The organism is Amycolatopsis sp. QT-25 (genome assembly GCF_029369745.1).
GTDB lineage: Bacteria > Actinomycetota > Actinomycetes > Mycobacteriales > Pseudonocardiaceae > Amycolatopsis.
Genome location: NZ_CP120210.1, coordinates 3548680 through 3573469, shown reverse-complemented (window position 1 = coordinate 3573469; position 24790 = coordinate 3548680). Strand labels below are relative to the sequence as shown.

The following is a 24790-nucleotide window of genomic DNA, read 5'->3' as shown; positions in this document are numbered from 1 at the left end:
TTCTTCGGTGGGCGGGGATCAGTGGTCGTGGTCGTCGTCGAAGTCCGCGACGCCGCGTTTCCAGTAACCGGTGACGTCGTGGTCGTCCTTGCCGAGCCCGAGCTCGTTCTTGAGCCAGCGGCGCAGCGGTTTGATCTGCCCCGCCTCGCCCGCGACCCAGGCGTAGAGCCGTTCACCGGCGGGAACTTCGATCGTCTGGACCGCGCGGGCGAGCATGTCGGAGGCGCCCGGTGCGACGTCGCCTCGATGCAGCCAGTGCACCTCGACGTCTTCGGGCGCGGACAGCTCGATCTCCTCGCCCGCGTCGGTGACCTCGATGAACGCCCAGCCCGCGGCGGTGCGTGGCAGCTCTTCGAGCCAGCGTGCGATCGCGGGTAGCGCGGTGAGATCACCGGCGAGCAGGTAGCGATCGTAGGTGTGCGGCACGATCAGCCCGCCCGGCGGACCGGCGACGTGCACCGGGGTGCCGGGCGTGACCGCCTCGGCCCAGCCGGCGCCGAGCCCGCCTTCGTGCAGCGCGACGTCGAGGTCGAGTTCCCCGGAAGCCTGGTCGTACCGGCGGACCGTGTACTCGCGCGACGTCGGCGACGGCTTCGGCCAGCGCAGCATGTCGCCGTCCTGGACCGGGAGCCTCGGCTCGGGATCCAGTTCCGGGAACAGCACCTTCACGTGTTCGTCGGGTGAATGCGCTTCGAATCCCGCCGTTCCGGGACCGCCCAGGGTGACGCGGAGCAGCCCGGAACCGATCATCTCGGTGCGGACGACTTCGGCCTGCCGGACCCGGATCGGGTAGGGCACCTTCTCCGCGTGCGCTCCCCCGCGCACCTCGGCGATGCGCTCGAGGTGCCGGTGGCGATGGTCGGCGCGGTTCACGCGGCGCTCCCGGTGAGGACCCGTGTCCAGTGCCCGAGGGTCGGCTGTTCGGCGAGGTCGGCGAATTCGAGGGTGTCCGCCCCCTCGGTGCGCCACTGCTCGACCAGGCCCATGATCCGCATCGAGTCGAGGCCGAGGTCGGTGAGATCGGTTTCCGGCGACAGCTCGGCCGGGTCGCAGCCGAGCAGTTCGGCGACGTCGGCGTGGATCTTCTCGACGGTCAAGCTCATCGCTGTGCTCCGGCGTGGATCGGGGCCAGCGCGGTGAGCGCGGCGGCCGTGGTGGTCAGTGCGCCGCAGCGCTGTGCGACGTACTCGCAGGCCTGGTCATGGCGTGCGCGGGAGAAGTCCGCGACCGCGTCGCCCACCAGGAACGGCTGGATGTCACGCATGAACGCCTCGACGGCGGTGGCCTGGCAGCCGATGTGCGCGTAGACGCCGGTGACGAGCAGCTGGTCCCGGCCCGCCTCGGCGAGCTGTTCGGTGAAGGTGCTGCGCTGGAACGCGCTGTAGCGCCACTTCGTCAGCACGGTGTCACCCGGTTTCGGGGCGAGTTCGGGCACCACGTCCGCGGCCGAGGGGTCGTCCTCGATGACCGCGCCGATGCCTTCACCCCAGAACTCGGTGAGCAGGCCTCGGTCCTCGGCGGCCTGGTGACCGGGCTGCGCGGTGTAGAACACCGGAACGCCCACGGCTCGGGCGGCGTCGGCCAGCGCGGCGATGTTCGCCACCATCTCCGGCACCGGGGATCCCTCGTACGGCGCGAGGAAGTACCGCTGCGCGTCGTGCACCAGCAGCGCGGCGCGGGCGGGGTCGGGCTTCCAGCCGACCCGTCCGGCGGGCAGCTCGGCCTTCGTCGGCAGGGCGTACGGCTGGATCTTGGGCAGCGACACTCTCACTTCTCCTTCGCCAGGGCGGTCAGTGCCGCCCGCAGCTCGCGTTTGCTGGTCTTGCCGACCCCGGTCACCGGGAACTCCGGCACGACCTGGACCAGATCGGGCACCTTGAACGCCGCCACCCCGCGTTCGCGCACGAACCGGCGCAGTTCCGCGGCGCCGGGTTCGGCGACATCCGGATCGGGCACCGCGACGACGTAGGCGCAGGTGCGCTCGCCCAGATACGGATCCGGCACCGCGACGACGGCGGCGTCGAGTACGCCGGGATGGGCCATCAGGTGGTTCTCGACCTCTTCCGCGGCCACTTTCTCGCCGCCGCGGTTGATCTGTTCCTTGGCCCTGCCGACGACTTCGAGGTGTCCCGAGGGATGCTGCCGCACGAGATCGCCGGTGCGGTAGAAGCCGTCCTCGGTGAACGCGGTCTTGTTGTGCTCGGTGGCGCGGTAGTAGCCGCGGATCGTGTACGGGCCGCGGGTCAGCAGCGCGCCGATCTCGCCCGGCGCCACGACGTCGTCCGAAGTGGACAGTGGGTCGTCCGGGTGCACGACGCGGATCTCGTCGTCCGGCGAGATCGGCCGTCCCTGGGTGGCGAGGACGTACTCGTCCGGATCGTCGAGCCGGGTGTAGCAGACCAGCCCTTCGGCCATGCCGAACACCTGCTGCAGACGGCAGCCCAGCGCGGGCCCGATCTTCTCGGCCAGTTCGCGCGCGCATTTGGCGCCCCCGACCAGCAGGACGTCCAAAGAGGACAGATCACGGGTGGTGCGCGCGGCCGCCTGCGCCCACGCGGCGGCCAGCGGCGGCACGAGCCCGGTGATCGTCACCCCCTCGGCCTCGATCAGCCGGAACGCGGTGTCTGCGTCGGGACGCGGCGCGAACACCGTGGCGGCGCCCGCGTGCAGGGCCCCGAGCAGCCCTGGCGAGCTGAGCGGGAAGTTGTGGGCGACCGGCAACGCGGCCAGGTACACGCTTTCCGGCCGCAGACCACAGATCCGGGCGCTTTCCCGCACGCTGTAGAGGTAGTCGTCGTGCGTGCGCGGGATCAGCTTGGGCAGGCCGGTGCTGCCGCCGGACAATTGGAGGAACGCGACCGCGGCGGGATCCGGATCCGGCAGGGCACGCGGGGCCGCCGCTTCGAGTACGGCGAACTCCTCCGTGCCGACGACGAAGACGTTCCGCACCGAAGGGATCTCGGCGGCGACCGCGTTCGCCATAACCGCGTGGTCGAACCGTTCGTGCTCGCCGACGGTCAGGATCGCCGCGGCCCCGCTCTGCTCGGCGAAGTGCCGCAACTCGCTCGCCCGGTGCGCAGGAAGCGCGAAGACCGGCAGCGCGCCGGCCCGCCACAGTCCGAAGACGACGGACGCGAACTCCGGCACGTTCGGCAGTTGCACGACGACCCGGTCACCCGGCTGGATCCCGGCCCCGGCGAACCCGGCGGCGAGCCGGTGCGCCCGCTCGTCGAGTTCGGCGAAGGTCCAGCGGGCGGTCTCGCCGATCACGGCGGGGCGTTCGGCGTACGCCTCGGCGAGGCTGGTCAGCAGCTTGCCGAAGGTCTGTCCGCGCCAATGTCCCGAAGCCCGGTACCGCGCGGCGGTTTCGGGTGGCCAGGGCACGTGATCCGGGATCACGCCGCTCCCTCCAGGCCGAGCGCGCGCAGCAGGGTGCCGAACTTCGCGCCGGTCTCGGCGAGTTCGGCCTCCGGATCGGAACCCGTCACCACGCCCGCGCCGGCGAAGAGCCGCACCGTCCGGTCACGGACCTCGGCACAGCGGATGGTGACGACCCATTCACCGTCACCGTCCTGGTCGGTCCAGCCGACGAGGCCCGCGTAATAGCCCCGGTCCTCGGGTTCGAGCGCGGCGATCGTGTCGCGGGCGAGCGCTGTCGGCACGCCGCAGACCGCGGGTGTCGGATGCAGTGCTTCCGCCAGCCCCAGCGCGGAGGAACCGGCGTCGCCGGGGTCGGCGAGCCGTCCGCTGATCCTGGTCGAGAGGTGCCACATCGTGGGCGTGCCGATCACCTCGGGTTCGGCGGGGACGTCGAGGTCGACACAGAACCGGCCCAGCACCTCGGCCACCTGGGCGGCGACGTGGGCGTGCTCGTCGCGGTCCTTTCCGGAAGCCAGCAACTCATCGATCCGGCGGGCGTTTTCGGCGTCGTCGGCCACCCTCGGCCGTGACCCGGCCAGCGGATTGGCCGTCACGACCCGGCCGCGGCGGGAGACCAGCAACTCCGGGCTCGCACCGAGCAGGGTGCGCGGCGCGGGATCACCCGGTGCGCTGACGTCCACGGCGAAGGCATGGGCGGCCGGGTCCGCGTGGACGAGGCGGGCCAGCAACCGCGGCACGGCGACGGGGTCTCCGCCGGTGACGTCGAGGCAGCGGGCCAGCACGATCTTGCGCAGGTCACCGTCGCGGATCTCGTCGAGCGCCCTGGCGACCGCGGAGGTGTAGACCTCCGGCGCGGGCCGCGGCGAGATCGACCAGGCCCCGCCGAGCGGTGCCACCGGACCACCCCTCTCCGGTGCTCCCGCCCGGCGGACCACGGCGGGCACCACCAGGCTGCTCGGCGCGTCGGGCCGGAACCCGATCGCCCCGGCCACCACCGGTTCCGCCACTCCCGCCACCAAGGCGGCGTCGAGGATCTCGGCGGCGGCACGGGCCCGGTTGCCCGGCGCCGCGTGGACCGGGGAGTACACCCCGTCGGCGAGAAGCGACCCTCGAGCGGACGAGTAGTAGAACGATCCGGGCAGGTATGCCGCCAGCAGATCGGCCGCCTGGTGGACCGGCCTTGGTCGGGCCGGTGCAGGTGAGGACACGACTGGATTCCCTTTCGCGAATACTACTGACCAGGTCGGCACCCTGTGGTGCCCCGTCCGGCGCGGAACGCGACCCCCGGACACGCCTTTCGGTTAGCCTAACCTAATCGTAGGGGCCCGAGAAGTCTTCGTTGCGTCATCGAGATCACCCGCGCAGCGTGGCGCCGCCGTCGACGTAGAGATTCTGCATCGTGATGTGCCGCGCTCGATCGGAGGCCAGAAACAGCACGGCGTCGGCGATATCGGCGGGTTCGGCTATCCGGCCCAGCGGTATGCCGACGCGGTATTGCGCCGAATCCCCCGCGATGACACGGTCCGCGCCGTTCTCGTCCGTCCACAGTAGACGTTGCATCTCGGTGTCGGTGGAGCCCGGCGAGACTATGTTGCAGCGGATGCCGGAACCGGCGAGTTCGAGACCGAGACAGCGGGTGAGCATCGTCGCCGCGGCTTTCGAGGCGGCGTAGGCGGCCATCCCGGTCCGTGGGACCCCTGCCGCGTTCGATCCGACCGTCACCAGCACACCGCTCCGGCGCGGCGACATCCGGCGGGAGAGCTCGCGAAGGACGGTGAAGACTCCGGTGGAGTTGACCGCGAACGTCGCCGCCCAATCCTCGTCGCTCGTCTCGCAGACCGACCCCGGCTTCAGTACGCCCGCGACGGACACCCCGATCCCGATCGGCCCGAGTTCGCGTTCGACGTCGTCGACCACCCGCGCGACGGCCGCCGGATCCCCGACGTCCGCGACGAACGAGGTCACGCCGTCCCGGGAAGGCCCTTCCGTCAGGTCCACCGCCGCCACGACCGCGCCCGCTCCGACGAGCCCGTCCACGACGGCCGCCCCGATCCCGCGCGCGCCTCCGGTGACGAGCGCGACCTTGCCCTCGATCCCATCCACGCCACAACCCCCGTTCCCTATGCTTAGCCTTGCCTAAGCTAGCGGGCGGATCCGGACAAAGCGAGGGACCGGCACCGGTGATTCGGGACACTTCCGGGCCCGCGGGGTGATCCGCGCACCGCCGCCGAGCCAATCCCCGAAGAGCCCGGTCACCACGTCGATGTCCTCGTTGCGCGCGGTGAGCATGGGCATGCCGACGACTGGCTCGTCCATGACACGCCATGATGTCCATCCTGTTTCCACGAAGCGTCCGCGGAATGTCTTCGTTCCGTCACGTGTGCTTCGTACGGAACGGTGACCTTTTCGTCGACGTCCGCGCACGTCACCGTGATCGGCCTCGGACAAACGGCGCCGACGCTGAACGGCGTGAAAGAACTCGTTCTCGCGACCATCACCCGTGTCCTCGCGGCGCTGCTGCTGATCCCGGCGTGGCCGCGGTCCCCCCGCCACGCCCGGCGGCTCGCCTGTGGCTGGGCACTGTCGCTGCGGTTCCCGGCCGAGAACCTCGCCGGGCTCACCGGCGGCACCCTCGCGGCGTTCACCGCCGCCAGGACCGAGGCGTTCTGGCGGCACGGCACACTTCTCGGCGTCACCTCGGGACATCGTGACGCCGCCGAACAGCATCGCCTCTTCCTCGCGGAGGCGGGGCGAAAGCGGGTCCTGTCACCGGAAGATTCCGCGCACGTCCGGGGCACCGCGCTGGACGTCCGGCCGCGCGAAGGCGCGCAGTGGCTGGAGGAGCACGGTGCCCGCTTCGCCCTCTACCGGATCTACGACAACGAGTGGTGGCATTTCGAGTACCGGCCCGGCGAGGCCCCGCCCGCGCGGCTGCCGCATCCAGGCCGGCGGGAAGGTGTCACCCGGTGACGGTGATCCGCGGGGCCAGCGCGCCCAGGAAGTCGGCCGCGTCGAAGACCTCCCCGGCCGAGACGACCCCGGTCGCCTCGGTCCGGCCGTCGAGCACCCGTTGCACGGCTTCCACCACCAGCGGTGCCGTGCTCGCGTAGATGTCCCGGCCCCGTGCGACGATCCGCCGTTCCACGCCACCGGATCGCACGACGACGTCGACCACGAACTCCTGCGAGGAGGAGCCGTCCGATCCGGGCGGGGGCGTCTCGGGCGTCACCACCTCACGAGCCGCGTTCACGGTCATGTACGTGGTCACCTCGGAAATGGCGAGGTGCCTCGGGACGGTGACGACGTCGGCCATCGTGAACTCGCCGAGTACGGCGCGGGTCCCGAACGGCGCGGGGAAGTCCCAGTCCAGTTCCGGCAGCGCGTCGTCGCGATACTCGATCCGGCCGCCGGAGAACCGGATCCGCCGGCCACCGCGCCGCTCCCGTGACACCTTGCCCGCCGCGCGGGTCCCTTCGGTCGGATGCCAGCTGCTCAGCGCGTAGGCGACGTGCGCTTCGTCGGCGGACGTCCAGTCGCCCATCGCGGCGGTGACCATCAGATCGCCGAGCCCGCCGAAGAACGCCATCGCCGGGATCACCGTCGCTCCCGCGGCGCGGTCGGCGAAATGCGCGAAGGTGTCCATGTTCGCTTCGAGCTCCGCCGCCACGTCCAGATACGGGACGCCCGCCCGCAGTGCCGCATCGATCACCGGAGCCGCGGTGTCGGCGAACGGCCCGGCGGCGTTGATCACCGCGTCGGCGCCCTCGAAGGCGCGGTCGAGCGAAGCCGCGTCGTCGACCGACGCCTGCCGGATGTCGAGATCGGGCCAAGGCAGACCGCGCAGCTTCACCTCGTCCCGTCCCACCGCCAGCACACCGAAACCGCGCTCGCGCAACTCCGCCACCACGAAGCGCCCGGTGTGCCCGTAAGCCCCGAACACCGCGACGTCGTACGTACCCATGAGGGTTCTCCCGTTCTCGATCGATCCACTGTGGACCATCCTGTCGGCGGTTCCCGTCCGCCGACAGTGTCCGGAACGCCATCCTGCGTACACTTTCGGACATGAGCACGGTCGCCCTCGCCGCCTCCGACGGCATGCTGCAGTTCGAGCTGGCCATCGCCCACGAGGTCTTCGGCACGGGCCTGCCGGGGTTCGCCGGCTCCTGGTACGACTTCAGCGTCTGCGGGTCGGAGCCGGTGAAGGTCGGCCGCTTCCTCCTCGAACCGGACCACGGGCTCGGCCAGCTCGCGCGGGCCGACACCGTCATCGTCCCCGGCTGGGCCGACGTCGGCGTCGATCCGCCCCCGGACCTCGTCGACGCCGTGCGGGCCGCCCACGAAGCGGGCGCACGGGTGGCGTCCCTCTGCACGGGCGCGTTCGTGTTGGCGGCCGCCGGCCTGCTCGACGGCCGTCGAGCCACGACGCATTGGGCCCACACCGACGTCCTCGCCGCCCGCCATCCGTCGGTGGAGGTCGATCCGGACGTCCTCTACGTCGACAACGGCAACGTGCTCACTTCGGCGGGCAAGGCCGCCGCGATGGACCTGTGCCTGCACCTGGTCCGCTCCGACCACGGTTCGGCGGTCGCGAACACCGTCGCCCGCCGCCTGGTCGTCCCGCCGCACCGAGCGGGCGGGCAGGCCCAGTTCGTCACCGCCCCGGTGCCCGAACAGGACGACCATCCGCTCGGCGGGCTGCTCCCCTGGATCAGCGAACGGCTGGACCGGCCGCTGACCGTCGAGGACCTCGCCCGCCAGGCCACCATGAGTTCCCGCAACCTGGCCCGGCATTTCCGGTCGGTGACCGGGACGACCCCGTTGCGCTGGCTGCTGAACCAGCGCATCCGCCGCGCCCAGGAGCTCCTGGAGCGGACCGACGACAGTGTCGACCTGATCGCGGAAGCCACCGGGATGGGCACCGCCGCCACCCTGCGACGGCATTTCAACCGGACGGTCGGCGTGCCGCCGGACAGCTACCGCCGCACTTTCCGCACGGCTGAGCCGCCCAGCGGCTAGGACAAGGCTAGGACAAGGCTTTGCCCAGCCGTCGCAGTCCTTCGGCGATCGTCTCCGGCGCGTGCGTGGCGAACGAGAGCCGCAAGGCCGACCGGTCCGGCTCCCCCACCTGGAACGCCGAACCGGGCACGAAAGCGACGTCATGGCGCAACGCTTCGGGAAGCAGCGCGTCCGTGTCCGTCCCGCCGGGAAGGGTGACCCAGACGAACATCCCGCCGTCCGGGTCGGTCCAGGTCGTGCCGGGCGGCGTGATCGCGGGCAGTTCGGCCAGCATCGCGTCGCGGCGCACCCGGTAGGCCGCGCACAGTGTCCGCACGTGGGCGTCGAGATCCGCGGCGGCCAGGTACTCGGCCGCCGCCGCCTGATCGACCGTCGAGGTGTGCAGATCGCTCGCCTGCTTGAGGATCGCGACGCGGCGCACCAGCTCCCTCGGCGCCCGGAGCCAGCTGAGCCGCATCCCCGGGGCGATCACCTTCGAGAAACTGCCGAGGTGGATCGCGCGCTCGGCGAGTTCCGGACGGGCCGACATCGGTTCTTCGCGTTCACCGCGATACCGCAGTTCGTGGTACGGATCGTCTTCGACGAGCCAGCACCCGTGGCGCGCGATGACTTCCGCGAGCGCGCGACGCCTGCCGGGACCGATCGTCCGGCCGGACGGGTTCGAGAACGTCGGGACGAGGTACAGCAGCGACGGGTGTTCCCTGGCCGCGATCTCGTCCAGCGCGGCCGGATCGATCCCTTCCGAGTCGCCGGGAACGGGCACGATCCGCGCCTCGGCGAGCTGGAAACACTGCAACGCGGACAGGTACACCGGTTCCTCCACCAGCACGGTGGCTCCGGGATCGAGCAACGCGGTGCTCAGCAACTGAAGACCCTGCTGTGAACCCGTGGTGACCAGAAGATCGTCCACAGTGGTCGGGAGCCCGCGACCGGCCAGCCGCTGCGCGAGCAGCTCACGCAGCCGTGGATTCCCTTCGGTGGGCGAATACTGCAACACGGCCTTGTCGGCGAGCGCCCGGTCGAAGGCGGCGCGGAGGCCGTCCCTGTCGAACAGTTCCGGCGCGGGCATGCCGCCGGCGAAGGAGAGCACGCCAGGGCGGGCGGTGAGCGCGAGCAGATCGCGCACGGGGGAACTGGTGACGCCGTCCATACGACGGGCGAGGGGAAGAGACATGAAGGCTCCTCGGAAGAAACGTGCGGCTCCGGTGCAGCGGCCGGGGATCTTCCCGTGCGAGCAAGCAACTGCCGCCAGCCTAGCAGCAGCCCGGCCGCCCCAGGCTCGTTTTCGCGCCTCTGGTGGAGTGCTTCCCAGCGCCCCGCGGTGACCTGTTCGGACACGAGGTCGAACCCGGCGAGCCCCGTTTCCTCACGGCGTCCGGACGCCGAATCCGCCCAGGCTAGATTGCCGGGTACGACTTCATGAGAAGGAGGTTCGCGCTGACGGGCATTCCCGGCGAGATGGTGTCCATCGCCCTCCTGCTGATCGTCCTGGCCTTCGCGGTCATCCGGCCACGCGGCCTTCCGGAGGCGGTCGCCGCCGTTCCCGCCGCGGGGATCGTGCTGGCCGCCGGGGCGATCTCGGTCCCCGACGCCGTCGACGAGGTGGCCAGGCTCGCCCCGGTCGTCGGCTTCCTCGGCGCGGTGCTCGTCCTGGCCAAGGTGTGCGACGACGAAGGCCTGTTCCAGGCGGCCGGGACGCTGATGGCCCGGTTCGGCCGGGGACGGCCACAGCGGCTGCTGCCCGCCGTGTTCGCGGTCGCCGCGGCGGTCACGGTGGTGCTCAGCCTGGACGCCACCGTCGTACTGCTGACCCCGGTCGTGTTCGCCACCGCCGCGCGGATGGGCGCGCGAGCCAAACCGCACGCCTACGCGTGTGCGCATCTGGCGAACTCGGCCTCGTTGCTGCTGCCGGTGTCCAATCTGACCAATCTGCTCGCCGTCGCCGCGACCGGTGTCTCGTTCCTCCGGTTCACCGCGCTGATGACCCTTCCTTGGCTCGCGGCGGTGCTCACCGAATATCTGGTGTTCCGCCGGTTCTTCGCCGCCGACCTGGCGGCCCGGCCTCGTGGCGGCAAGGCTGTCCCGGCCGGGAAGGTCCCGGCGTTCGTCCTGGTCGTGCTCGGCCTGACGCTGGCCGGGTTCGTGCTCACGTCCTCGCTGGAGGTCAGCCCCGCCTGGGCCGCGTTCGCCGGTGCCGCCGTCCTGGCCTGCCGCGCCCTCGCGCAGCGGCGGACCTCGCCGTCCTCGATCGTGCGGTCGGCGAGCATCCCGTTCCTCGCGTTCGTGCTCGCGCTGGCGATCGTGGTCCGCGCCGTCGTCGACAACGGGCTGGACGAAGCGCTCAGCCACCTGGTGCCGACTTCGACGTCGTTCCTCGCCCTGCTCGGCGCCGCCACGGTGGCGGCCGTCCTGGCCAACCTGATCAACAACCTGCCCGCCGTGCTCGTCCTGCTGCCGCTCGCCGCCGCGGGCGGCACCCCCGTGGTACTGGCGGTGCTGATCGGGGTCAACCTCGGGCCGAACCTCACCTATGTCGGCTCGCTGGCCACGCTGCTGTGGCGGCGGATCCTGCACCGGCACGACACCCGGCCCGATCTTGGCGAGTTCACCCGGCTCGGGTTGCTCACGGTGCCGGCGTCCCTCGTGCTCGCCGTCGCCGGACTGTGGGCCGGGCTGATCCTGATGCCTTGATTCCGCTCGGTGAGAGAATGTGCGGATGGCCGGGAATGTGTCCACGCCGGGGGCCAGTGTCACGTCACGGGCGTTCGCGCTGCTGGGCGCCTTCGACGTCGACCATCGTGAGCTGTCGCTGAGCGAACTCGCGGGCCGCGCCGACTTGCCGTTGCCCACCGCGCACCGGATCGCCCGCGAACTCGTGGGCCTCGGCGCGCTGGAGCGGCGCGAGGATCGGTACGCCGTCGGCAGGCGACTGTGGGACCTCGGCCTGCTCGCGCCCGTCCAGTTCGAACTGCGGCAGGTCGCCGCTCCCTTCCTCCAGGATCTCTACGGCGCGACCGGTGCCACCGTGCATCTCGGTGAGCGGGACGGTGCCGAGGTGCTCTACCTCGACCGGATCTCCGGGAACGCGTCCGTGCCGGTGGTCAGCCGGATCGGCGGACGGCTGCCGCTGCACGCCACCGGGATCGGGAAGGTGCTGCTGGCCTGGGCTCCGGAAGACCTCCGACGGCAGGTGCTCGCCTCGCTGACCCGCGTCACGCCGTACACCGTCACTCAGCCCGGACGGCTCCGCGAGCAGTTGCGGCGCGTACGCCGGGAGGGTTTCGCGCAGACCGTCGAGGAGATGAGCCGGGGCGCCTGCTCGATCGCCGTCCCGATCCGGTCGTCCGGCGGCGAGGTCGTCGCGGCGCTCGGCCTGGTCGTCCCCGATTTGAGCCGCGGCCGGGCACGGCTGATCTCCGCGCTCCAGGTCGCGGCCGCCGGAATCGGACGGAGCCTGCCGGTTTCACTGAGTGGAAGCGGACGCTAGCGGTTCGCCCGCCACGCGGCCAGAATCCGGTCATGCGCACCCCAGTCGCCATCGTCGGTGCCGGACCGGCGGGCCTGCTCCTGTCACATCTGCTCGATCTGGCCGGAGTCGAATCGGTGATCGTGGAGACCCGCTCGCGGGCATACGTCGAGGCCCGGATCCGCGCAGGCATCCTCGAACAGTCCACCGTGGACCTCCTTCGCGAAGCAGGTCTCGCCGACCGGCTCGACCGCGAGGGCGACGAGCACCGCGGCATCCATCTCCAATGGCCACAGGAGCGGCACCATCTCGACTTCGTGGACCTGGTCGGGCGCAGCGTCACCGTGTACGGCCAGACCGAGGTGACGAAGGACCTGGGCAAGGCGCGAGCGGCCGCCGGGCAGCAGATCCACTACGAGGTCACCGACACCGCCGTCCACGACATCGAAACCGACCGGCCCCACCTCACCTTCACCGACGCGGACGGTATGCGGCAGCGGCTCGACGCCGACGTCATCGTCGGCTGCGACGGCTCCTTCGGGCCTTGCCGCACCGCGATTCCCGACGTCGCGAAGCAGACTTGGGAACGCACCTACCCGTACTCCTGGCTCGGCGTCCTCGCCGACGTCGCCCCGTCGACCGACGAGCTCATCTACGCCTGGCATCCCGACGGTTTCGCGATGCACTCGATGCGTTCGGCCACCGTCAGCCGCCTGTACCTGCAAGTACCCAACGGCACCGACATCGGCACCTGGTCCGACGAGCGGATCTGGGAGGCCCTCGCGACCCGGCTCGGCCACGGCCAGGACGGCTGGACGCTCACGCCGGGGCCGATCACCGACAAGAGCGTGCTGCCGATGCGCAGCTTCGTGCAGCAGCCCCTGCGGCACGGCCGCCTGTTCCTCGCCGGTGACGCCGCCCATATCGTGCCGCCCACCGGCGCCAAAGGCCTCAACCTCGCCGTCGCCGACGTCGCGCTCCTCGCTCCCGCCTTGACGGCTTTGGTGCGGGACAAACACTCCGCCCTCGCCGACGCCTACTCCGACACCGCACTGCGCCGGGTCTGGCGGTGCACACATTTCTCGTGGTGGATGACGACGATGCTGCACCGATCGGACGATCCGTTCGACCAGCAGTTGCAACTTTCGCAGCTACGGTGGCTGGCACGGAGCGAGGCGGGGCGGGCGGGGCTGGCGGAGAACTACGCGGGACTGCCGATTGGGTTCTGAACCGGGTTCGGCTGTCTAGGGCTGGGGCTGAGGCGGGGGGCTGAGGGCTGGTCCCGGCCGTGCGCTGACCGCCATGGACAGTTGCCAGGCAACGGCAACGCGCTGCCGTAGGCGAGTCTCGCCGTGAGCCGGACCCGACACGTCGCCCTCTCACGGTGGCGACCGCGAGCCGGTGAAGTGGACGGGCGAGTTATTGAGGGGTAAGGCAACTTGACGTACTGAAGTCGGAGGCGGGCGCGAAATCTCGGAAGGGGCTTGACGTGGTTTCAACAGTCCACAAAGGACGTCACGACCCCTGTGTCTGCTATGCCGCCCGTCGAGGTTCTCTCTCGTGCGGTACATGAAGGCCCCTTCCTTGCGTCTAGCGCAAGGAAGGGGGCCTTCATGTACCGCAGATGCACCGGCGCAGCCGACCCTTGCCCCTCCGAAGTACGTGACTTGCGATCAGCCGAAGCCGCAATGCAGTAGGTATCCAAGACACTCTGGCCCTAACCTGTCCTCACCACTCATGACCCCGACGCGAGGCTGCATGAAGTGCCGAATCGGGCGCTAAAAACCCTTCGAAGCCCTCTGTGGACGGTCCTGGGCGTGCCGAATCCCCTGTGGCGATGACGCCATTAAAGGCTTCGACGTCCGGGCACCTTGCTTACCTCTCAAATAGTCTCAAGTGGCGACATGGATTTCGCCCTTTCGCGGCGACACCGACCTGACCCACTATGGACATGGCACCTTCACCTCAGATACCTCCGAGCGGCAACGACCGGGACAAGGCCGGGAAACCCTGCCTGGATGAGAGCCTCGACCGGAGCCGGGACTCGCGACGTCGCCATTTCGCGGCAACGCCACACCGGTGACCGCGAGCCGGTAACTCGACACCTCCCCCGTCGCCGTTTCACGGCAACGATCAACCCCTAACCGTCAGAAACGGCACCCACGCCCCGGCCACCTAGCACCCGACGGCAACACGTCAAACCGCGACGCTCGGCCTACCACCCACTCTTGATCCGCACCCCGCCATCCGCCGCAAGACCGCACCCATGACCGCGAGCCAGCCATCCACCCGTCACCGTTTCCCGGCAATGCCTCAGAACGGCAGGGAATCCGGCCGTGGCTCGTGCAACGGCGGCGGTGTGCTGACGTGGGTCTGCCCGGTGGGCGTGGTGACGGTGAGGCTGCCGTCGGGGTCGAGGCGGTGGATCCAACCGGGTTCGTCTTTCAGCCGGTGGTCACGACGACAGTAGGTGACCAGGTCGGCCACGTTCGTTTCGCCTTGGAACTGCCAAGGGATCGAGTGGTCGAGTTCGCAGGTGTGGGCGGCCCGATCGCAGCCGGGTCTTCGGCACTCGCGATCCCGCACACGGACGAACTCCGCCGTCGCCGCATCGGGGCGATATCGCGTTCTGCCCAGGTCTTGGACTTGGCCGCTGAGCGGGTCGGTGATGATGCGCCGGAGAACAGTGTCCGGCCCTGTGGCGATGTGACGGCCAAGGCCTGCCGGGAGGTAGCCGTGTCCGGCCATCTTCACGGGATCGTCGTTCAAACCCAGGTACGTGGTGAGGTCCATGTACAGGAACACCTCGGCACGCTCGGAGACGCCGCCCTGCCCACCGAGGAGCAGGGCGAGGGCGATATCCGCCCGGAGTTGGTCCATCGTCCGCGTATCCCCCTGGTTTCGGAGCGCATGCGCTTCCCGGTGAATTCGTCGGTACGCCGCGGCGACCTTCTCGACCGGCCCGTCCACTACCTCGATCGACGCGACTCCGGCCTCGCCTTGCGCCATGGACAGACGGCGGCCCGCCCTGCGCTCGGCCACGCGTCTCTCGGCACCGGAGCGGTCGGCCCTGGTCGCCGCGTAGCTCGCGGCCTTCCGGACCTGTTCGCTGTTCTTGTCCGGTATTCGTGACTCCAGTGCCGCATCGGCCGCCAGGGAGTCCTCATCGGACAGCCACGCCGTCGCTTCCGCCACCTTCTGCGCGGCGAACCCGCCGACCTTCCCGCGGTCCATCAACGACAACGTCCGGGGCAATCGCGACGTCGACGCCACCCCGGTCGCCACGAGGGAGCCGGCGTAACCGTCTACAAGAGACAGTTCCATCGCCACCTCCTGCACCACACTCCGTACGCCACCGCGCACCTTGCTCAACCGCGACAACGCCCGATACCGAAGCGCCTCGATGCGGGCCAGTGCGATACTGGCCTTCTTCGCTAACTGCAAGGAATCCCTGTCGTCCAGGGAATCCACCAACACGTTGATCTTCTCCAAACGCTCGGAATCGGTCATTTCCTCGAGAACGGCCATGAGTTCGGCCCCAGTGGTAGCCACGGAAGGAACCTACGGCCGGCCACCGACAGAAACGGGTCAAGCCTCAAAGGCCGGACTGAGCGATATTCGCCGATCTCTTGCGCCATCTCGAAAAAGCCGCGTCCCGACCAGTTCGGCGCAGGACACTGTCCAACGTCGAACGGATGTCCCGATCGCCGACCGCCGGCCACCAGGCCTTCGCGGAGCCACCACCAGAGACAAACCCGCCAGAGACAACGCAGCCCGGGTTCACCGGCTTCCGTTCGCGCAGCGCCGGGTTCAGCGACAGCCCGATACCGGTGCCGACGCGAGATGGCTGCGCTAGAGTGAGGCCTCCGCCAGCGGTTCGGAAGGAGTCAGGTGGCCGTACCGTCGTCCGAGGTCGAGCGCCAGCGCGACAAGGAACGCACTCGCGCCGAAATCCTCGCGGTGGCCACCAGAGAGTTCGCCGACAAGGGCTACGCCGGCGCGAGAGTGGACGAGATCGCCGATCGCATGAGCACCACGAAGCGGATGATCTACTACTACTTCGGCGGCAAGGAACAGCTCTACGTCGCCGCTCTCGAGCGAGCGTACGCGACCATCCGCGCCCTTGAGCAAGATCTGGACGTCGATCACCTCGAACCCGAGGACGCGATCCGCCGGCTCGCCGAGCTCACCTTCGATCACCACGAGGCGAACCCGGACTTCATTCGCCTCGTGAGCATCGAGAACATCCATCACGGCGAGCACATCGCGCGATCCGAAGCCTTGTCCGGCATGGCGAACCCGGCTCTCGACGTACTCACCCGCATTCTCGATCGCGGCCGTGAGACAGGCCGGTTCCGCGACGACGTCGACGCGCTCGACGTGCACATGGTGATCAGCTCGTTCTGCGTGTTCCGCCTCGCGAACCGGCACACCTTCTCGGCGATCTTCGGCCGCGACATGCTCGACCCCGCGCGCCGTGCCCACTATCGCCTGATGCTGGGCGACTTGGTGACCGAGTACCTGACAGCCTGAAGTGCCCCGCTCTCGACAACCCGGGACGCCGTCTTCCCTTGTCGCTTGAAAAATTCCTCGTAAGGCCGCACTGACGTGTTCGACCAGCTCTTTCCGCCGGCACCCGAGAACAGCTGAAGCGGCACGGCGTGGGTGCACGAAGCGGCGAGAAACGAGTACCCGGCCCCGCGCTCAGAACCCCGGCCAGCCTCGCCGCAGGAAGACGAAAGCGGCTTCCAGCGCCGCGGCGGGATCCGGCTCGGCACCGGCCAGGTCCGGGACCTCCAGGACATAGCGGGCCAGCAACCGTACGGAGAAATCGTCCTGTCCGGCTTCTTCGGCGATGACCTTCGTGAGCGCGTCCTCGCAGCCCGTCCACAATGTCCTGGCGGAGGCGCGCAATGCCGGGGTGGCGAGCACGAGGTCCGCGACACGGCGTGCCAGCGGGCTGGGATCCGGAGCGAACGGACCGCGAGTCGCGAGGAAGTTTCGCAAAGCCTCCAGGATCGAGACGCCCTCGGCTCGTTCACGCACCGCGGCGGCCAGTGCCGCCTCGCGTTCGTGCCCGTGGCCGAGGACCAGCGCCTCTTTGCCGCCGGGGAAGTGCGCGAACAGCGTGGACACCGCCGTGTCCGCGGCCTCCGCGATCTCCGCGACGGTGACGTCGTCGAATCCCCGTTCCAGGAACAGCTCTCGCGCCGCTTCCGAGAGGGCCTGGCGTGTCGCCGCCTTCTTGCGTTCACGCCTGTTCGGCTCGGTCCGTCCCATGCGGTCACTCTACATCGAAATCACTTCGAAATCGAAGTGAGTGTATATTCGGAGTGACTTCGACGTCGAGAGGTAGGCCGTCATGACGCACTGGGACGTCCACCACCTGCCGCGAGCCGACGGCAAGACCTTCCTGGTCACCGGCGGCAACGCGGGGATCGGCTACTTCGTCGCCGAACAGCTCGCCGGCACCGGGGCCACCGTGCTCCTCGGCAGCCGGAACACCGCCAAGGCCGACGTCGCGATGGCCTCGATCCGGTCCCGGGTCCCGGACGCGAACCTCGGGCACCTGCGGCTCGAACTTTCCGATCTCTCGTCCATCGAGTCCTCTGTGGACACCCTGGCAATCGAGCGACTGGACGCCGTCGTGTGCAACGCGGGCGTGCTCCTGGAGGATCAGCCGAGGCAGGAGACCACCGATGGTCTCGAACTGACCTTCGCCACCAACCACCTCGGCCATTTCGTGCTGGTGCGCCGACTGATGCCCTTGCTCGCCGCGGCGGAGGCCGGCCGCGTCGTCACCACGGGCAGTTTCGTGGGCAAGTCCGCGGCGCTCGATCCGGACGATCTCCAGAGCAAACGCGACTACCAGCCCAAACGCGCCTATGCACGGTCGAAGCAGGCACAGATGCTGTTCGCCTTCGAACTCGACAGGCGGCTGCGCGCCGCAGGCAGCACGGTGCTGAGCGTCGTCGACCATCCCGGTGGCGCGCTCGACTCGCTGACCCCGCCGAGGCCGGTGCACGCGGCGCCGGGCGGGCGGAAGTTTCCGGCAGGGCTTCTGTTGCAGGGCAAGGAAGCCGGGGCCTGGCCCGCCGTCCGGGCCGTCCTCGATCCCGCCGTGCGCGGTGGCGAGATGTTCGGCCCCCGGCTGTTCGGCCTGCGCGGTGCACCCCGGCGGGAACCGGTTCGGGGCAAGCTGGCCGACACCGCGCTCGCCGCCCGGTCGTGGGCGGCGAGCGCGGAACTCATACCGTGACGTCGGTGGCTTCCGGCGCGGACCGGCGGCGGGACCGCAGGCCCAGCAGCAGGTCGATCACCAGGAACGCCAGCAGGCTGAGGCCGAACAGCGGCACGAACCAGCCGATCGCGGCGGCGAGGACGAGCAGACCCACCACCAGCGCGAGCGGGGCCTTGCGCCACTGCCCGCGCGGGATCGGCCGCCCGAAGGTCAGCCCGGTGGCCCGGGTCGGCCTGCGCCGCCACCACATCCGGTAGCCGAGCACGACCAGCGTGACCAGGCCGACGCCGAGAAGGAGCAGCAGGATCTGGTTGGGCCAGCCGAACAGCACACCCATATGCGCGTCGATTCCCCAGCGGGCGAGCTTGGCCATCAGCGGGTAGTCGCCGAACCGCACCTCGCCCAGGATCTGCCCGGTGGTCTCGTCGACCGCGACGGCGTCGACCTGCGTCGGCCAGCCGCGTTCGATTTCCGCCACCTGCCAAGGAGCGCCGGGTTCGGTCGGCAGTCCGATCTCCACCGAAGGCGCATCGATCCCGGCGGCACGAGCCGAAGCGAGCATCGCGTCCACGCTCTCGGGCTTCGCGGCGGGCGCTTCACCGTGACCCGAGTGCCCGGCATGTCCGGCGTGTTCATCGGCGCCGGTCACCTGCAAGGCCGGCGTGGCCCAGCCGAGGGATTCGCGCAGTGCCGAGACGTTCTCACCCGCGTACGTCGACCACGTCAGCCCTGTCGCGGAAAGGAACAGCGCGCCGAGCAGTACCCACAGGCCGACGGATCCGTGACGGCGCACCGACTTCCCGCGGGCGGACTCGGCCTTCTCGTTCCGGCGGGTGCGGCGGCGGCTCACCCACAGCACGAGACCGCCCAGCGCGACGACCCACAGCCAGGAGGCGGCGAGCTCGCTGTAGAGCCGTCCCGGTTCGCCGAGCAGCAGGTTGCGGTGCAATTGGTCGAGGGTGGTCCGGAACGGCAAGGCGCCGCTCGAGCCGTACGCGACGAGGTCCCCGCGCACCTGCGCGGTGGCGGGGTCGACGAAGATCGCGCGCCGTTCGGACTCGCCGAGCCCGTCCTGGGCGAAGAGCACGCGGGTCGTGTCGCCCGGTTCGGGAGCGGGCCGGACGGCGACGAGGTCACCGCCGGGGTTGGCCGCTTGAGCCGCTTTGACCTGGTCGGCGAGGGAGACCTGGTTCAGCCCCGCGGGTGCCCGGAGCTGATCGGCGTAGACCCAGGACTCCAACTGCGGGGTCGCCGCGTACAGAACGCCGGTGAGCGCGGCGATGAGGACGAACGGGCCGACGAGGACACCGGCGTAGAAGTGGAGCCGGAGGAACAGTCCGCGCCAGCCGGACGTGCGGGGTGGACTCGTGGTCGGATCGGTTTGCGTTGCCATGGGGAACTCCTGAGGCGTCGGTGGGGAGGCGTGCGCCTGCGCCGCGCGCCGGGATGTTCACGGCACGCGTGCTGAGCCCTGCCGGGGCATGGCTCGGCAGGGTTTCGGGGATCAGGCGAACGACAGCGGTGGACCGCGCCGTGAGAGCACGTCACGCAGCAGCGCCTCGCTCGCGGGGAACTCCACCGCGAGCGGGACGCGGATCCGCAGCGGCGCCGTCGCCGGCCGCGGGGCCGGACGCCGCGGCAGGACCGAGGCGATCAGCGCCGTGAGCGCGAACAGGACCTGCTCGGCGCCCGCGAGCACCACGACCACCACGAGGGTCGCGGCGGCGTGCCCGGCCGCCATGGCCAGGCCGTTGTCCGGGGCTTCGGTGTGCCGGGAATGCGACTGCCAGGTCAGGAAGGTCAGGCAAGCGTGCATCGCCACCTGCCCGCCGGCCACCAGGCCGAGGATGGCGAGCGGGCCGCGCCGCCGGCCCGCGAACGCGTACGCCACCCAGCTCAGCAGGGCGACGAGCAGTACGACCACGCCCAGGTCGGGGACACGTCCGCTGGTCCCGACGTGGGCGCCGGTCGCCAGGGTGCCGGTCAGGACCCCCACGGCCCCGCCGCGGAGGCGCCGGGCCGGGCCTCGGGTCGGGGTCGGCGTGCGCACGGAGGCAGAGTAGAGCGCGACCGGGCCCGCTGTCTCTCCTTGCTATCGTCACCCGGTGCTCCGCAGCCTGTCGTTCGTCCGGCTCTGGACCGGCAACACCGCCTCCGGACTGGCGACCTGGGCACTGCCGTTCATCCTCGGACTGGCCGTGCTGGAACGGTCGCTTTCGGCCGTGGACCTGGGCATCGTGCTGGCCGCGCGGACGGCCGGGTTCCTCGTGGCGGTCCCGGTGGCGGGGGTGCTGGCCGACCGGTACTCACGGCGCGGGGTCGTGCTCTGGGCCGGTCTCATCGCGGGTGTCGCCACTCCCCCGATCGCGGCGGGCATGGGCCGTTCCGTCCTGCTGACGGCCGTCGCGGCCGCCGTCGTCGGCGTCGGACAGGGCGCGTGCCGCCCGGCGTTCCAGGCGCTGACCGCGGAGGTGATCACCGAGGATCGGCGGCAGCGGGCCAACGCCGCGATGACCCTCGCCGTCCGGGTCACGACCCTGGTCGCACCGGGTCTCACCGCCCTGCTCTCCCGGTTCGTCCCGACGCCGGCTCTGGTGATCGGGACCGGGGTGCTGTGGCTGGGAGCGGCCCTGATCCCGCCGCGAGGGTCTTTCGCCCCCGCCCCGGCCACGACCAAGGCCCGCTTTTTCGGCGAGTTCGCCGACGGCCTCCGCGAGGCCCGCCGTCATCCGTGGTTCCTGGCCGGGCTCGGCGCGCTGACCGCCGTGATAGCGACCGGCTATTCCGCCACCGGCGTCGTGCTGCCGCTGGTCAGCCGCGACCGCTACGACACCGAAGCCGTCCTGGCCGCCGGGCTCACCGCGTACACGATCGGCGCGCTCGCGGGTGCGGTCGTCATCGCGCGCTGGCGCCCCGGACGGCAGGGCTGGGCGGCGCTGATCGGGCTCGGCTGTTACGGCTTCGCGCCCCTGAGCCTGCTGTTCCCGGTGCATCCGGCCTTCGTCGTGGCCGCTTACGCCGTCGCCGGGCTGGGTATCGAACTGTTCAACGTCCCTTGGTTCACCGCGACCCAGCGGGAGGTCGAGCCGGGCAAGCTCGCCCGGGTGTCCTCTTTGGACTTCCTGTTCTCCTACGGCCTGGCGCCCGCCGGGCTGGCCCTCATCGCGCCCGCGATCGACCGGTTCGGGGCGGCGCCGGTTCTGGCGGTCTGCGCGGTCGTCTGCTTCGCCGCTCCGGCGGCCGCCGCACTCGTTCCCTCTTCGCGAGATTTCCGGGTCGCGGCCCCGATCAAGCATGTCTAGTTCGCCGCCGCTGTGACCGCGCACCTGATCACCGCCCGGTGGTGACCCGGCTGATCCGGCCGCGCATCCGTGCGTGGCCGGCCCTTCCGGCACGACGGGCACTTCCTCACTCTGTGAGAAGTTCCGGTCTTCCCTTTGCCCTACCCCTCAAAAGTACGGTATTGACGACAGGGAACGCCGTGCCGGATCGGCTCGGGCGGCTGGCTCCGGCTTCTTCCGCTGATGACTGAACCGTTGCACCGCAACGGATTCATCGGCCGGATCGCCAGGAAATCCCGCCATATCATCCCACGTTCAAGCCGGGCGATATGACCCAAATGGTATGTACCAGTCGAGTGAGGCGCCTCGTACGGTCGGGGACGAATCCCCCTCCCCCGCCAGTTTCGAGGAAAGCGCCGACATGAACAGAAAGATCTTAGCCGCGGCTGCCGCGGCCATAACCGGGGCAGGCTTGGTCACCGCCATCGCCCTCACCCCCAGTGCGAGCGCCGGTCAGCAAGCCACCGCCGGCGACCAGGCCCAGTCCGAAATGCTGGCCGCGATGGCCCGCGACCTGAAGATCAGCCCCGAGCAGGCCAAGCTCCGGCTCGCGAGCGAACAGCGCGCCGCGGTCGCCGACAACACGCTGAAGAGGCAGCTCGGCACGTCGTACGCCGGTTCGTGGCTGGACGGCACCGGGGCCACGCTCACCGTGGCGGTCACCGACGCCGCCCAGGCCGACTTGGTGCGCGCCGCGGGCGCGATCCCGAAGACCGTCGCCCGCAGTGCCACCGATCTCGACGCGGCGAAGCTGCGGCTGGACGCCAAGTCCGGCAAGGCACCGAACACCGTGCCCGGCTGGTTCACCGACGTCACCACCAACTCGATCGTGGTGCTCGCCAACGCCGGCGGGGAAGCCGCCGCGAAGTCGTGGGCGGCCGACTCCGGCGTGCCGTCCGACCTGGTCCGGGTCGAAGCCAGCACCGAAGACCCGCGCCCGCTGATCGACATCATCGGCGGCAACGCCTACACCTTCGGCTCGGGCCGCTGCTCCATCGGTTTCGCCGTCGACGGTGGCTTCGTGACCGCCGGGCACTGCGGCACCACCGGCACCCGCACCTCGAACCCGAGCGGGACCGTCGCCGGCTCCAGCTTCCCCGGCAACGACTACGCCTGGGTCCGCACCGACGCGGGCAACACCCCGCGTCCGCTGGTGAACCGCTACCCCGGCACCGTGCCGGTCGCCGGTTCGACCGAGGCCCCGGTCAACTCCTCGGTGTGCCGCTCCGGCTCCACCACCGGCTGGCGCTGCGGCACCATCCTGCAGAAGAACACCTCGGTCACCTATCCCGAGGGCACCATCACCGGCCTGACCCGCACGAACGCCTGTGCCGAGCCCGGTGACTCCGGCGGTTCGTGGCTCACCGGAGACCAGGCGCAGGGCGTCACCTCCGGTGGCTCCGGCAACTGCACCTCCGGCGGCACCATCTACTTCCAGCCGATCTCGGAGATCCTGAGCGTCTACAACCTTCGTTTGACGGTCAGCGGGAACCCGCCGTCCAGCACCACCACGACGCCGACCAGGACCACCACCCCGACCACTCCGACCAGCCCGACCACGTCGAACCCGCCGGGCGGCACCTGGGCGCCGTACACCTACTACGGCTCCGGCGCGACCGCCAGCTACGACGGCAGCAACTACCGGGTGATCCAGCCGCACACCTCCATGCCCGGCTGGGAACCGCCGAACGTGCCCGCGCTTTGGGAACTCGCCTGACCTGGACCGCCCCCGGCGAACTCACCTCGCCGGGGGCGGCTCCTTCCCCTGACGGCGGCGCGGAGGCGGCGGAGCTCGAATCCCTCGTCCCCCGCGCCCGCCGCGGTGATCCCGCGGCGACCGACGAGTTGATGAGCATCGTCCAGCCGGTGGTCGCGAACTACTGCCGGAGCCGGATGGACGGAACCGACGCGCGGGTGATCGCCGCCGAGGACGTCGCCCAGGAAACCTGCCTCGCCGTGCTCGCCGCGCTGCCCACCGCCCGGACCACCGGCGGCTCCTTCCTCACCGTTGTCCTCGGGATCGCCGCCCGGAAGGTCACCGCCGCCTTCCGATGGCGAGCACGGGACCGATCGGAGCCCACGTCCGATCCGCCCGACCGCGCGACGCCCGAGCCCAACGAACCCGAGCGCCACGCCCTCGCCGCCGACGGCCACGACCGGTTGACGCGCCTGATGAGCACCCTGCCCGGCATCCAGCAGGAGATCCTCCGGTTGCGGATCATGATCGGCATGACCGCGCCCGAGACGGGCGCGATCCTGCGGGTGAGCCCCGGCCTGGTCAGGGTCGCCCAGCACCGCGCGCTGCACAAGCTCCGCACGATCATCGACGAGGACGACCTGTGATCAGCCCCCTGATCGGTCCCGGGGACGGCCATTCCTGGCCGTCGGAGATCGATGTCCGGCATCTGCGCCTTCTCGACGCGATCGCGTCGGCGGGCAGTCTCGCGACGGCCGCGACCGCACTCGGACTCTCCCAGCCCGCGCTGAGCGCGCAACTGCACCGGGTGGAGCGGGCGCTGGAGCGGACGGTGTTCGAACGCGATCGGCACGGCATCCGCCCCACCGCGCTCGGCGTCGTGCTGCTGAAACACGCGAAACGGGTCTTGGCCGCGGCGGACGAACTCGAATCGGCGATCCGCCGGTTCCACCGCACACCGCCTGCAAGTCCGCTCCGGATCGGCGCGTTCCCGACCGTCTTCACCGAGACGTTGAGCGGCGTGGTCGCCGCCACTGCCCCCGGTCGTCCGGTCGAACTGGACACGATGACCGGCAGGACCGCGTTGTTCACCGCGCTCCTCGACGGCACGGTGGAATTGGCGCTGTACGTGGACCACCCCGGACAGGAGATCGTTCCGCCGGAGGGCGTTCACCTGCTTCCCGTCGGAACGGAGCCGGTGTTCGTGCTCGTGTCCCCGGACCATCCCGTCGCCGAACGCGGCGAGGTGTCCTTGGCCGAACTGGTCGGCTCGGCCTGGTGGACAGTGGCGGGGGTGGACGAGGGGTTCCGCGTTCACCTGACCGATCAGTGCGCTCGCGCCGGCCTCGGTGCGATCACCGTGCGGGAAGTGGAACCGACGGCGTTGTGGCAGACCGTCCGGAACGATCCCCGTGCGGTCGCGCCGGTCCCGTCCCTCGATTCCGGTACCACGATGCCCGGTCCGGTGGTGGCCCTGCGCGGCGTTCCGTTGAGGACGCGGTATCTTCTGCTGTGGCGCGACGGTTCACCCGTCGATGTCGCCGCTGTCCGAAGTGGACTGACGCAGGCGATCTCGGAGCCCGGCGCGATCCGCCATCGTCTTCCCGGCTGGGCCGCGGCGAACCCCGGCTGGCTCGGTACCTGAGCCG

General features: G+C 70.4%; 24 protein-coding genes. 11 read left to right on the top strand and 13 right to left on the bottom strand.

What is annotated here, in order from left to right; genetic code table 11:
* Positions 1-18: 18 nt before the first annotated feature.
* The 7 genes from P3102_RS16540 to P3102_RS16510 form a co-directional block, all read right to left on the bottom strand.
* Positions 19-873 carry a siderophore-interacting protein gene (locus P3102_RS16540; RefSeq protein ID WP_276370311.1) on the bottom strand — a complete coding sequence of 285 codons (855 nt, stop codon included), beginning with the start codon at positions 871-873 and terminating at the stop codon, positions 19-21.
* Complete coding sequence (locus P3102_RS16535) at positions 870-1103, bottom strand: phosphopantetheine-binding protein (RefSeq protein WP_276370309.1); 234 nt, start codon at positions 1101-1103, stop codon at positions 870-872. Before P3102_RS16535 ends, P3102_RS16540 begins: the two co-directional genes overlap by 4 nt.
* Positions 1100-1771, bottom strand: coding sequence for an isochorismatase family protein (locus tag P3102_RS16530; protein ID WP_276370308.1), 672 nt, complete (start codon positions 1769-1771; stop codon positions 1100-1102). Before P3102_RS16530 ends, P3102_RS16535 begins: the two co-directional genes overlap by 4 nt.
* Positions 1768-3399: an AMP-binding protein gene (locus P3102_RS16525; RefSeq protein ID WP_276370306.1), complete on the bottom strand. Its 1632-nt coding sequence runs from the start codon at positions 3397-3399 to the stop codon at positions 1768-1770. The genes P3102_RS16530 and P3102_RS16525 overlap by 4 nt, the downstream gene beginning before the upstream one ends.
* Positions 3396-4589 carry an isochorismate synthase gene (locus tag P3102_RS16520; RefSeq protein ID WP_276370304.1) on the bottom strand — a complete coding sequence of 398 codons (1194 nt, stop codon included), beginning with the start codon at positions 4587-4589 and terminating at the stop codon, positions 3396-3398. Before P3102_RS16520 ends, P3102_RS16525 begins: the two co-directional genes overlap by 4 nt.
* Before the next feature lie 145 nt (positions 4590-4734).
* Entirely contained in the window at positions 4735-5484 is a 750-nt protein-coding gene (gene dhbA / locus P3102_RS16515) for a 2,3-dihydro-2,3-dihydroxybenzoate dehydrogenase (RefSeq protein ID WP_276370303.1), read from the bottom strand.
* A gap of 33 nt (positions 5485-5517) precedes the next feature.
* Positions 5518-5697, bottom strand: coding sequence for a hypothetical protein (locus P3102_RS16510; protein ID WP_276370301.1), 180 nt, complete (start codon positions 5695-5697; stop codon positions 5518-5520).
* 153 nt (positions 5698-5850) lie between these two features.
* Between P3102_RS16510 and P3102_RS16505 the strand changes: the two genes are divergently transcribed.
* A complete protein-coding gene (locus P3102_RS16505; RefSeq protein WP_276370299.1) occupies positions 5851-6351 on the top strand; it encodes a D-alanyl-D-alanine carboxypeptidase in 501 nt (166 codons plus the stop codon).
* Here the strand turns inward: P3102_RS16505 and P3102_RS16500 are convergent.
* Complete coding sequence (locus tag P3102_RS16500; RefSeq protein WP_276370297.1) at positions 6341-7342, bottom strand: NAD(P)H-binding protein; 1002 nt, start codon at positions 7340-7342, stop codon at positions 6341-6343. The two genes, P3102_RS16505 and P3102_RS16500, sit on opposite strands and share 11 nt — an antisense overlap.
* 101 nt (positions 7343-7443) lie before the next feature.
* Between P3102_RS16500 and P3102_RS16495 the strand changes: the two genes are divergently transcribed.
* Positions 7444-8397, top strand: coding sequence for a helix-turn-helix domain-containing protein (locus P3102_RS16495; protein ID WP_276370295.1), 954 nt, complete (start codon positions 7444-7446; stop codon positions 8395-8397).
* Between the two features lie 7 nt (positions 8398-8404).
* Here P3102_RS16495 and P3102_RS16490 read toward each other — a convergent pair whose 3' ends face one another.
* Positions 8405-9571, bottom strand: a complete 1167-nt coding sequence (locus P3102_RS16490; protein ID WP_276370294.1) for a PLP-dependent aminotransferase family protein — start codon at positions 9569-9571, stop codon at positions 8405-8407.
* Positions 9572-9855: 284 nt separating this feature from the next.
* On the opposite strand from P3102_RS16490, the gene P3102_RS16485 reads away from it, so the two are divergent.
* From P3102_RS16485 to P3102_RS16475, 3 genes are read left to right on the top strand one after another with little or no spacing between them, the layout of a single operon-like run.
* Positions 9856-11088: an SLC13 family permease gene (locus P3102_RS16485; protein ID WP_276371202.1), complete on the top strand. Its 1233-nt coding sequence runs from the start codon at positions 9856-9858 to the stop codon at positions 11086-11088.
* 25 nt (positions 11089-11113) lie between these two features.
* Positions 11114-11884, top strand: coding sequence for an IclR family transcriptional regulator (locus P3102_RS16480; RefSeq protein WP_276370293.1), 771 nt, complete (start codon positions 11114-11116; stop codon positions 11882-11884).
* Between the two features lie 32 nt (positions 11885-11916).
* Entirely contained in the window at positions 11917-13092 is a 1176-nt protein-coding gene (locus P3102_RS16475; RefSeq protein WP_276370291.1) for a 4-hydroxybenzoate 3-monooxygenase, read from the top strand.
* 1084 nt (positions 13093-14176) lie between these two features.
* On the opposite strand, the gene P3102_RS16470 is transcribed toward P3102_RS16475, so the two are convergent.
* Positions 14177-15391, bottom strand: coding sequence for an HNH endonuclease signature motif containing protein (locus P3102_RS16470; protein ID WP_276371200.1), 1215 nt, complete (start codon positions 15389-15391; stop codon positions 14177-14179).
* 363 nt (positions 15392-15754) lie between these two features.
* Between P3102_RS16470 and P3102_RS16465 the strand changes: the two genes are divergently transcribed.
* The gene (locus P3102_RS16465; protein WP_276370290.1) at positions 15755-16396 is read left to right on the top strand and encodes a TetR/AcrR family transcriptional regulator; all 642 of its coding nucleotides are present in this window, start codon (positions 15755-15757) and stop codon (positions 16394-16396) included.
* A 171-nt stretch (positions 16397-16567) separates the two neighbouring features.
* Here P3102_RS16465 and P3102_RS16460 read toward each other — a convergent pair whose 3' ends face one another.
* The gene (locus P3102_RS16460; protein ID WP_276370288.1) at positions 16568-17143 is read right to left on the bottom strand and encodes a TetR/AcrR family transcriptional regulator; all 576 of its coding nucleotides are present in this window, start codon (positions 17141-17143) and stop codon (positions 16568-16570) included.
* A gap of 82 nt (positions 17144-17225) precedes the next feature.
* Between P3102_RS16460 and P3102_RS16455 the strand changes: the two genes are divergently transcribed.
* Positions 17226-18122 carry an SDR family NAD(P)-dependent oxidoreductase gene (locus tag P3102_RS16455; RefSeq protein ID WP_276370286.1) on the top strand — a complete coding sequence of 299 codons (897 nt, stop codon included), beginning with the start codon at positions 17226-17228 and terminating at the stop codon, positions 18120-18122.
* On the opposite strand, the gene P3102_RS16450 is transcribed toward P3102_RS16455, so the two are convergent.
* Both P3102_RS16450 and P3102_RS16445 read right to left on the bottom strand, forming a co-directional pair.
* Positions 18112-19497, bottom strand: a complete 1386-nt coding sequence (locus P3102_RS16450; RefSeq protein WP_276370285.1) for a PepSY-associated TM helix domain-containing protein — start codon at positions 19495-19497, stop codon at positions 18112-18114. The genes P3102_RS16455 and P3102_RS16450 overlap by 11 nt on opposite strands.
* Positions 19498-19608: 111 nt before the next feature.
* Positions 19609-20154 carry a hypothetical protein gene (locus P3102_RS16445; protein WP_276370283.1) on the bottom strand — a complete coding sequence of 182 codons (546 nt, stop codon included), beginning with the start codon at positions 20152-20154 and terminating at the stop codon, positions 19609-19611.
* Between the two features lie 55 nt (positions 20155-20209).
* Between P3102_RS16445 and P3102_RS16440 the strand changes: the two genes are divergently transcribed.
* From P3102_RS16440 to P3102_RS16425, 4 genes are all read left to right on the top strand, one after another.
* Positions 20210-21406, top strand: a complete 1197-nt coding sequence (locus P3102_RS16440) for an MFS transporter (RefSeq protein WP_276370281.1) — start codon at positions 20210-20212, stop codon at positions 21404-21406.
* A 400-nt stretch (positions 21407-21806) separates the two neighbouring features.
* Positions 21807-23162 (top strand): alpha-lytic protease prodomain-containing protein, encoded by a 1356-nt coding sequence (locus tag P3102_RS16435; protein WP_276370280.1) that lies wholly within the window; start codon positions 21807-21809, stop codon positions 23160-23162.
* On the top strand, positions 23147-23788 hold the full coding sequence (locus P3102_RS16430) for a sigma-70 family RNA polymerase sigma factor (RefSeq protein WP_276370278.1): 642 nt from the start codon (positions 23147-23149) through the stop codon (positions 23786-23788). The genes P3102_RS16435 and P3102_RS16430 overlap by 16 nt, the downstream gene beginning before the upstream one ends.
* A complete protein-coding gene (locus tag P3102_RS16425; RefSeq protein WP_276370277.1) occupies positions 23785-24786 on the top strand; it encodes a LysR family transcriptional regulator in 1002 nt (333 codons plus the stop codon). Before P3102_RS16430 ends, P3102_RS16425 begins: the two co-directional genes overlap by 4 nt.
* Positions 24787-24790: the final 4 nt, after the last annotated feature.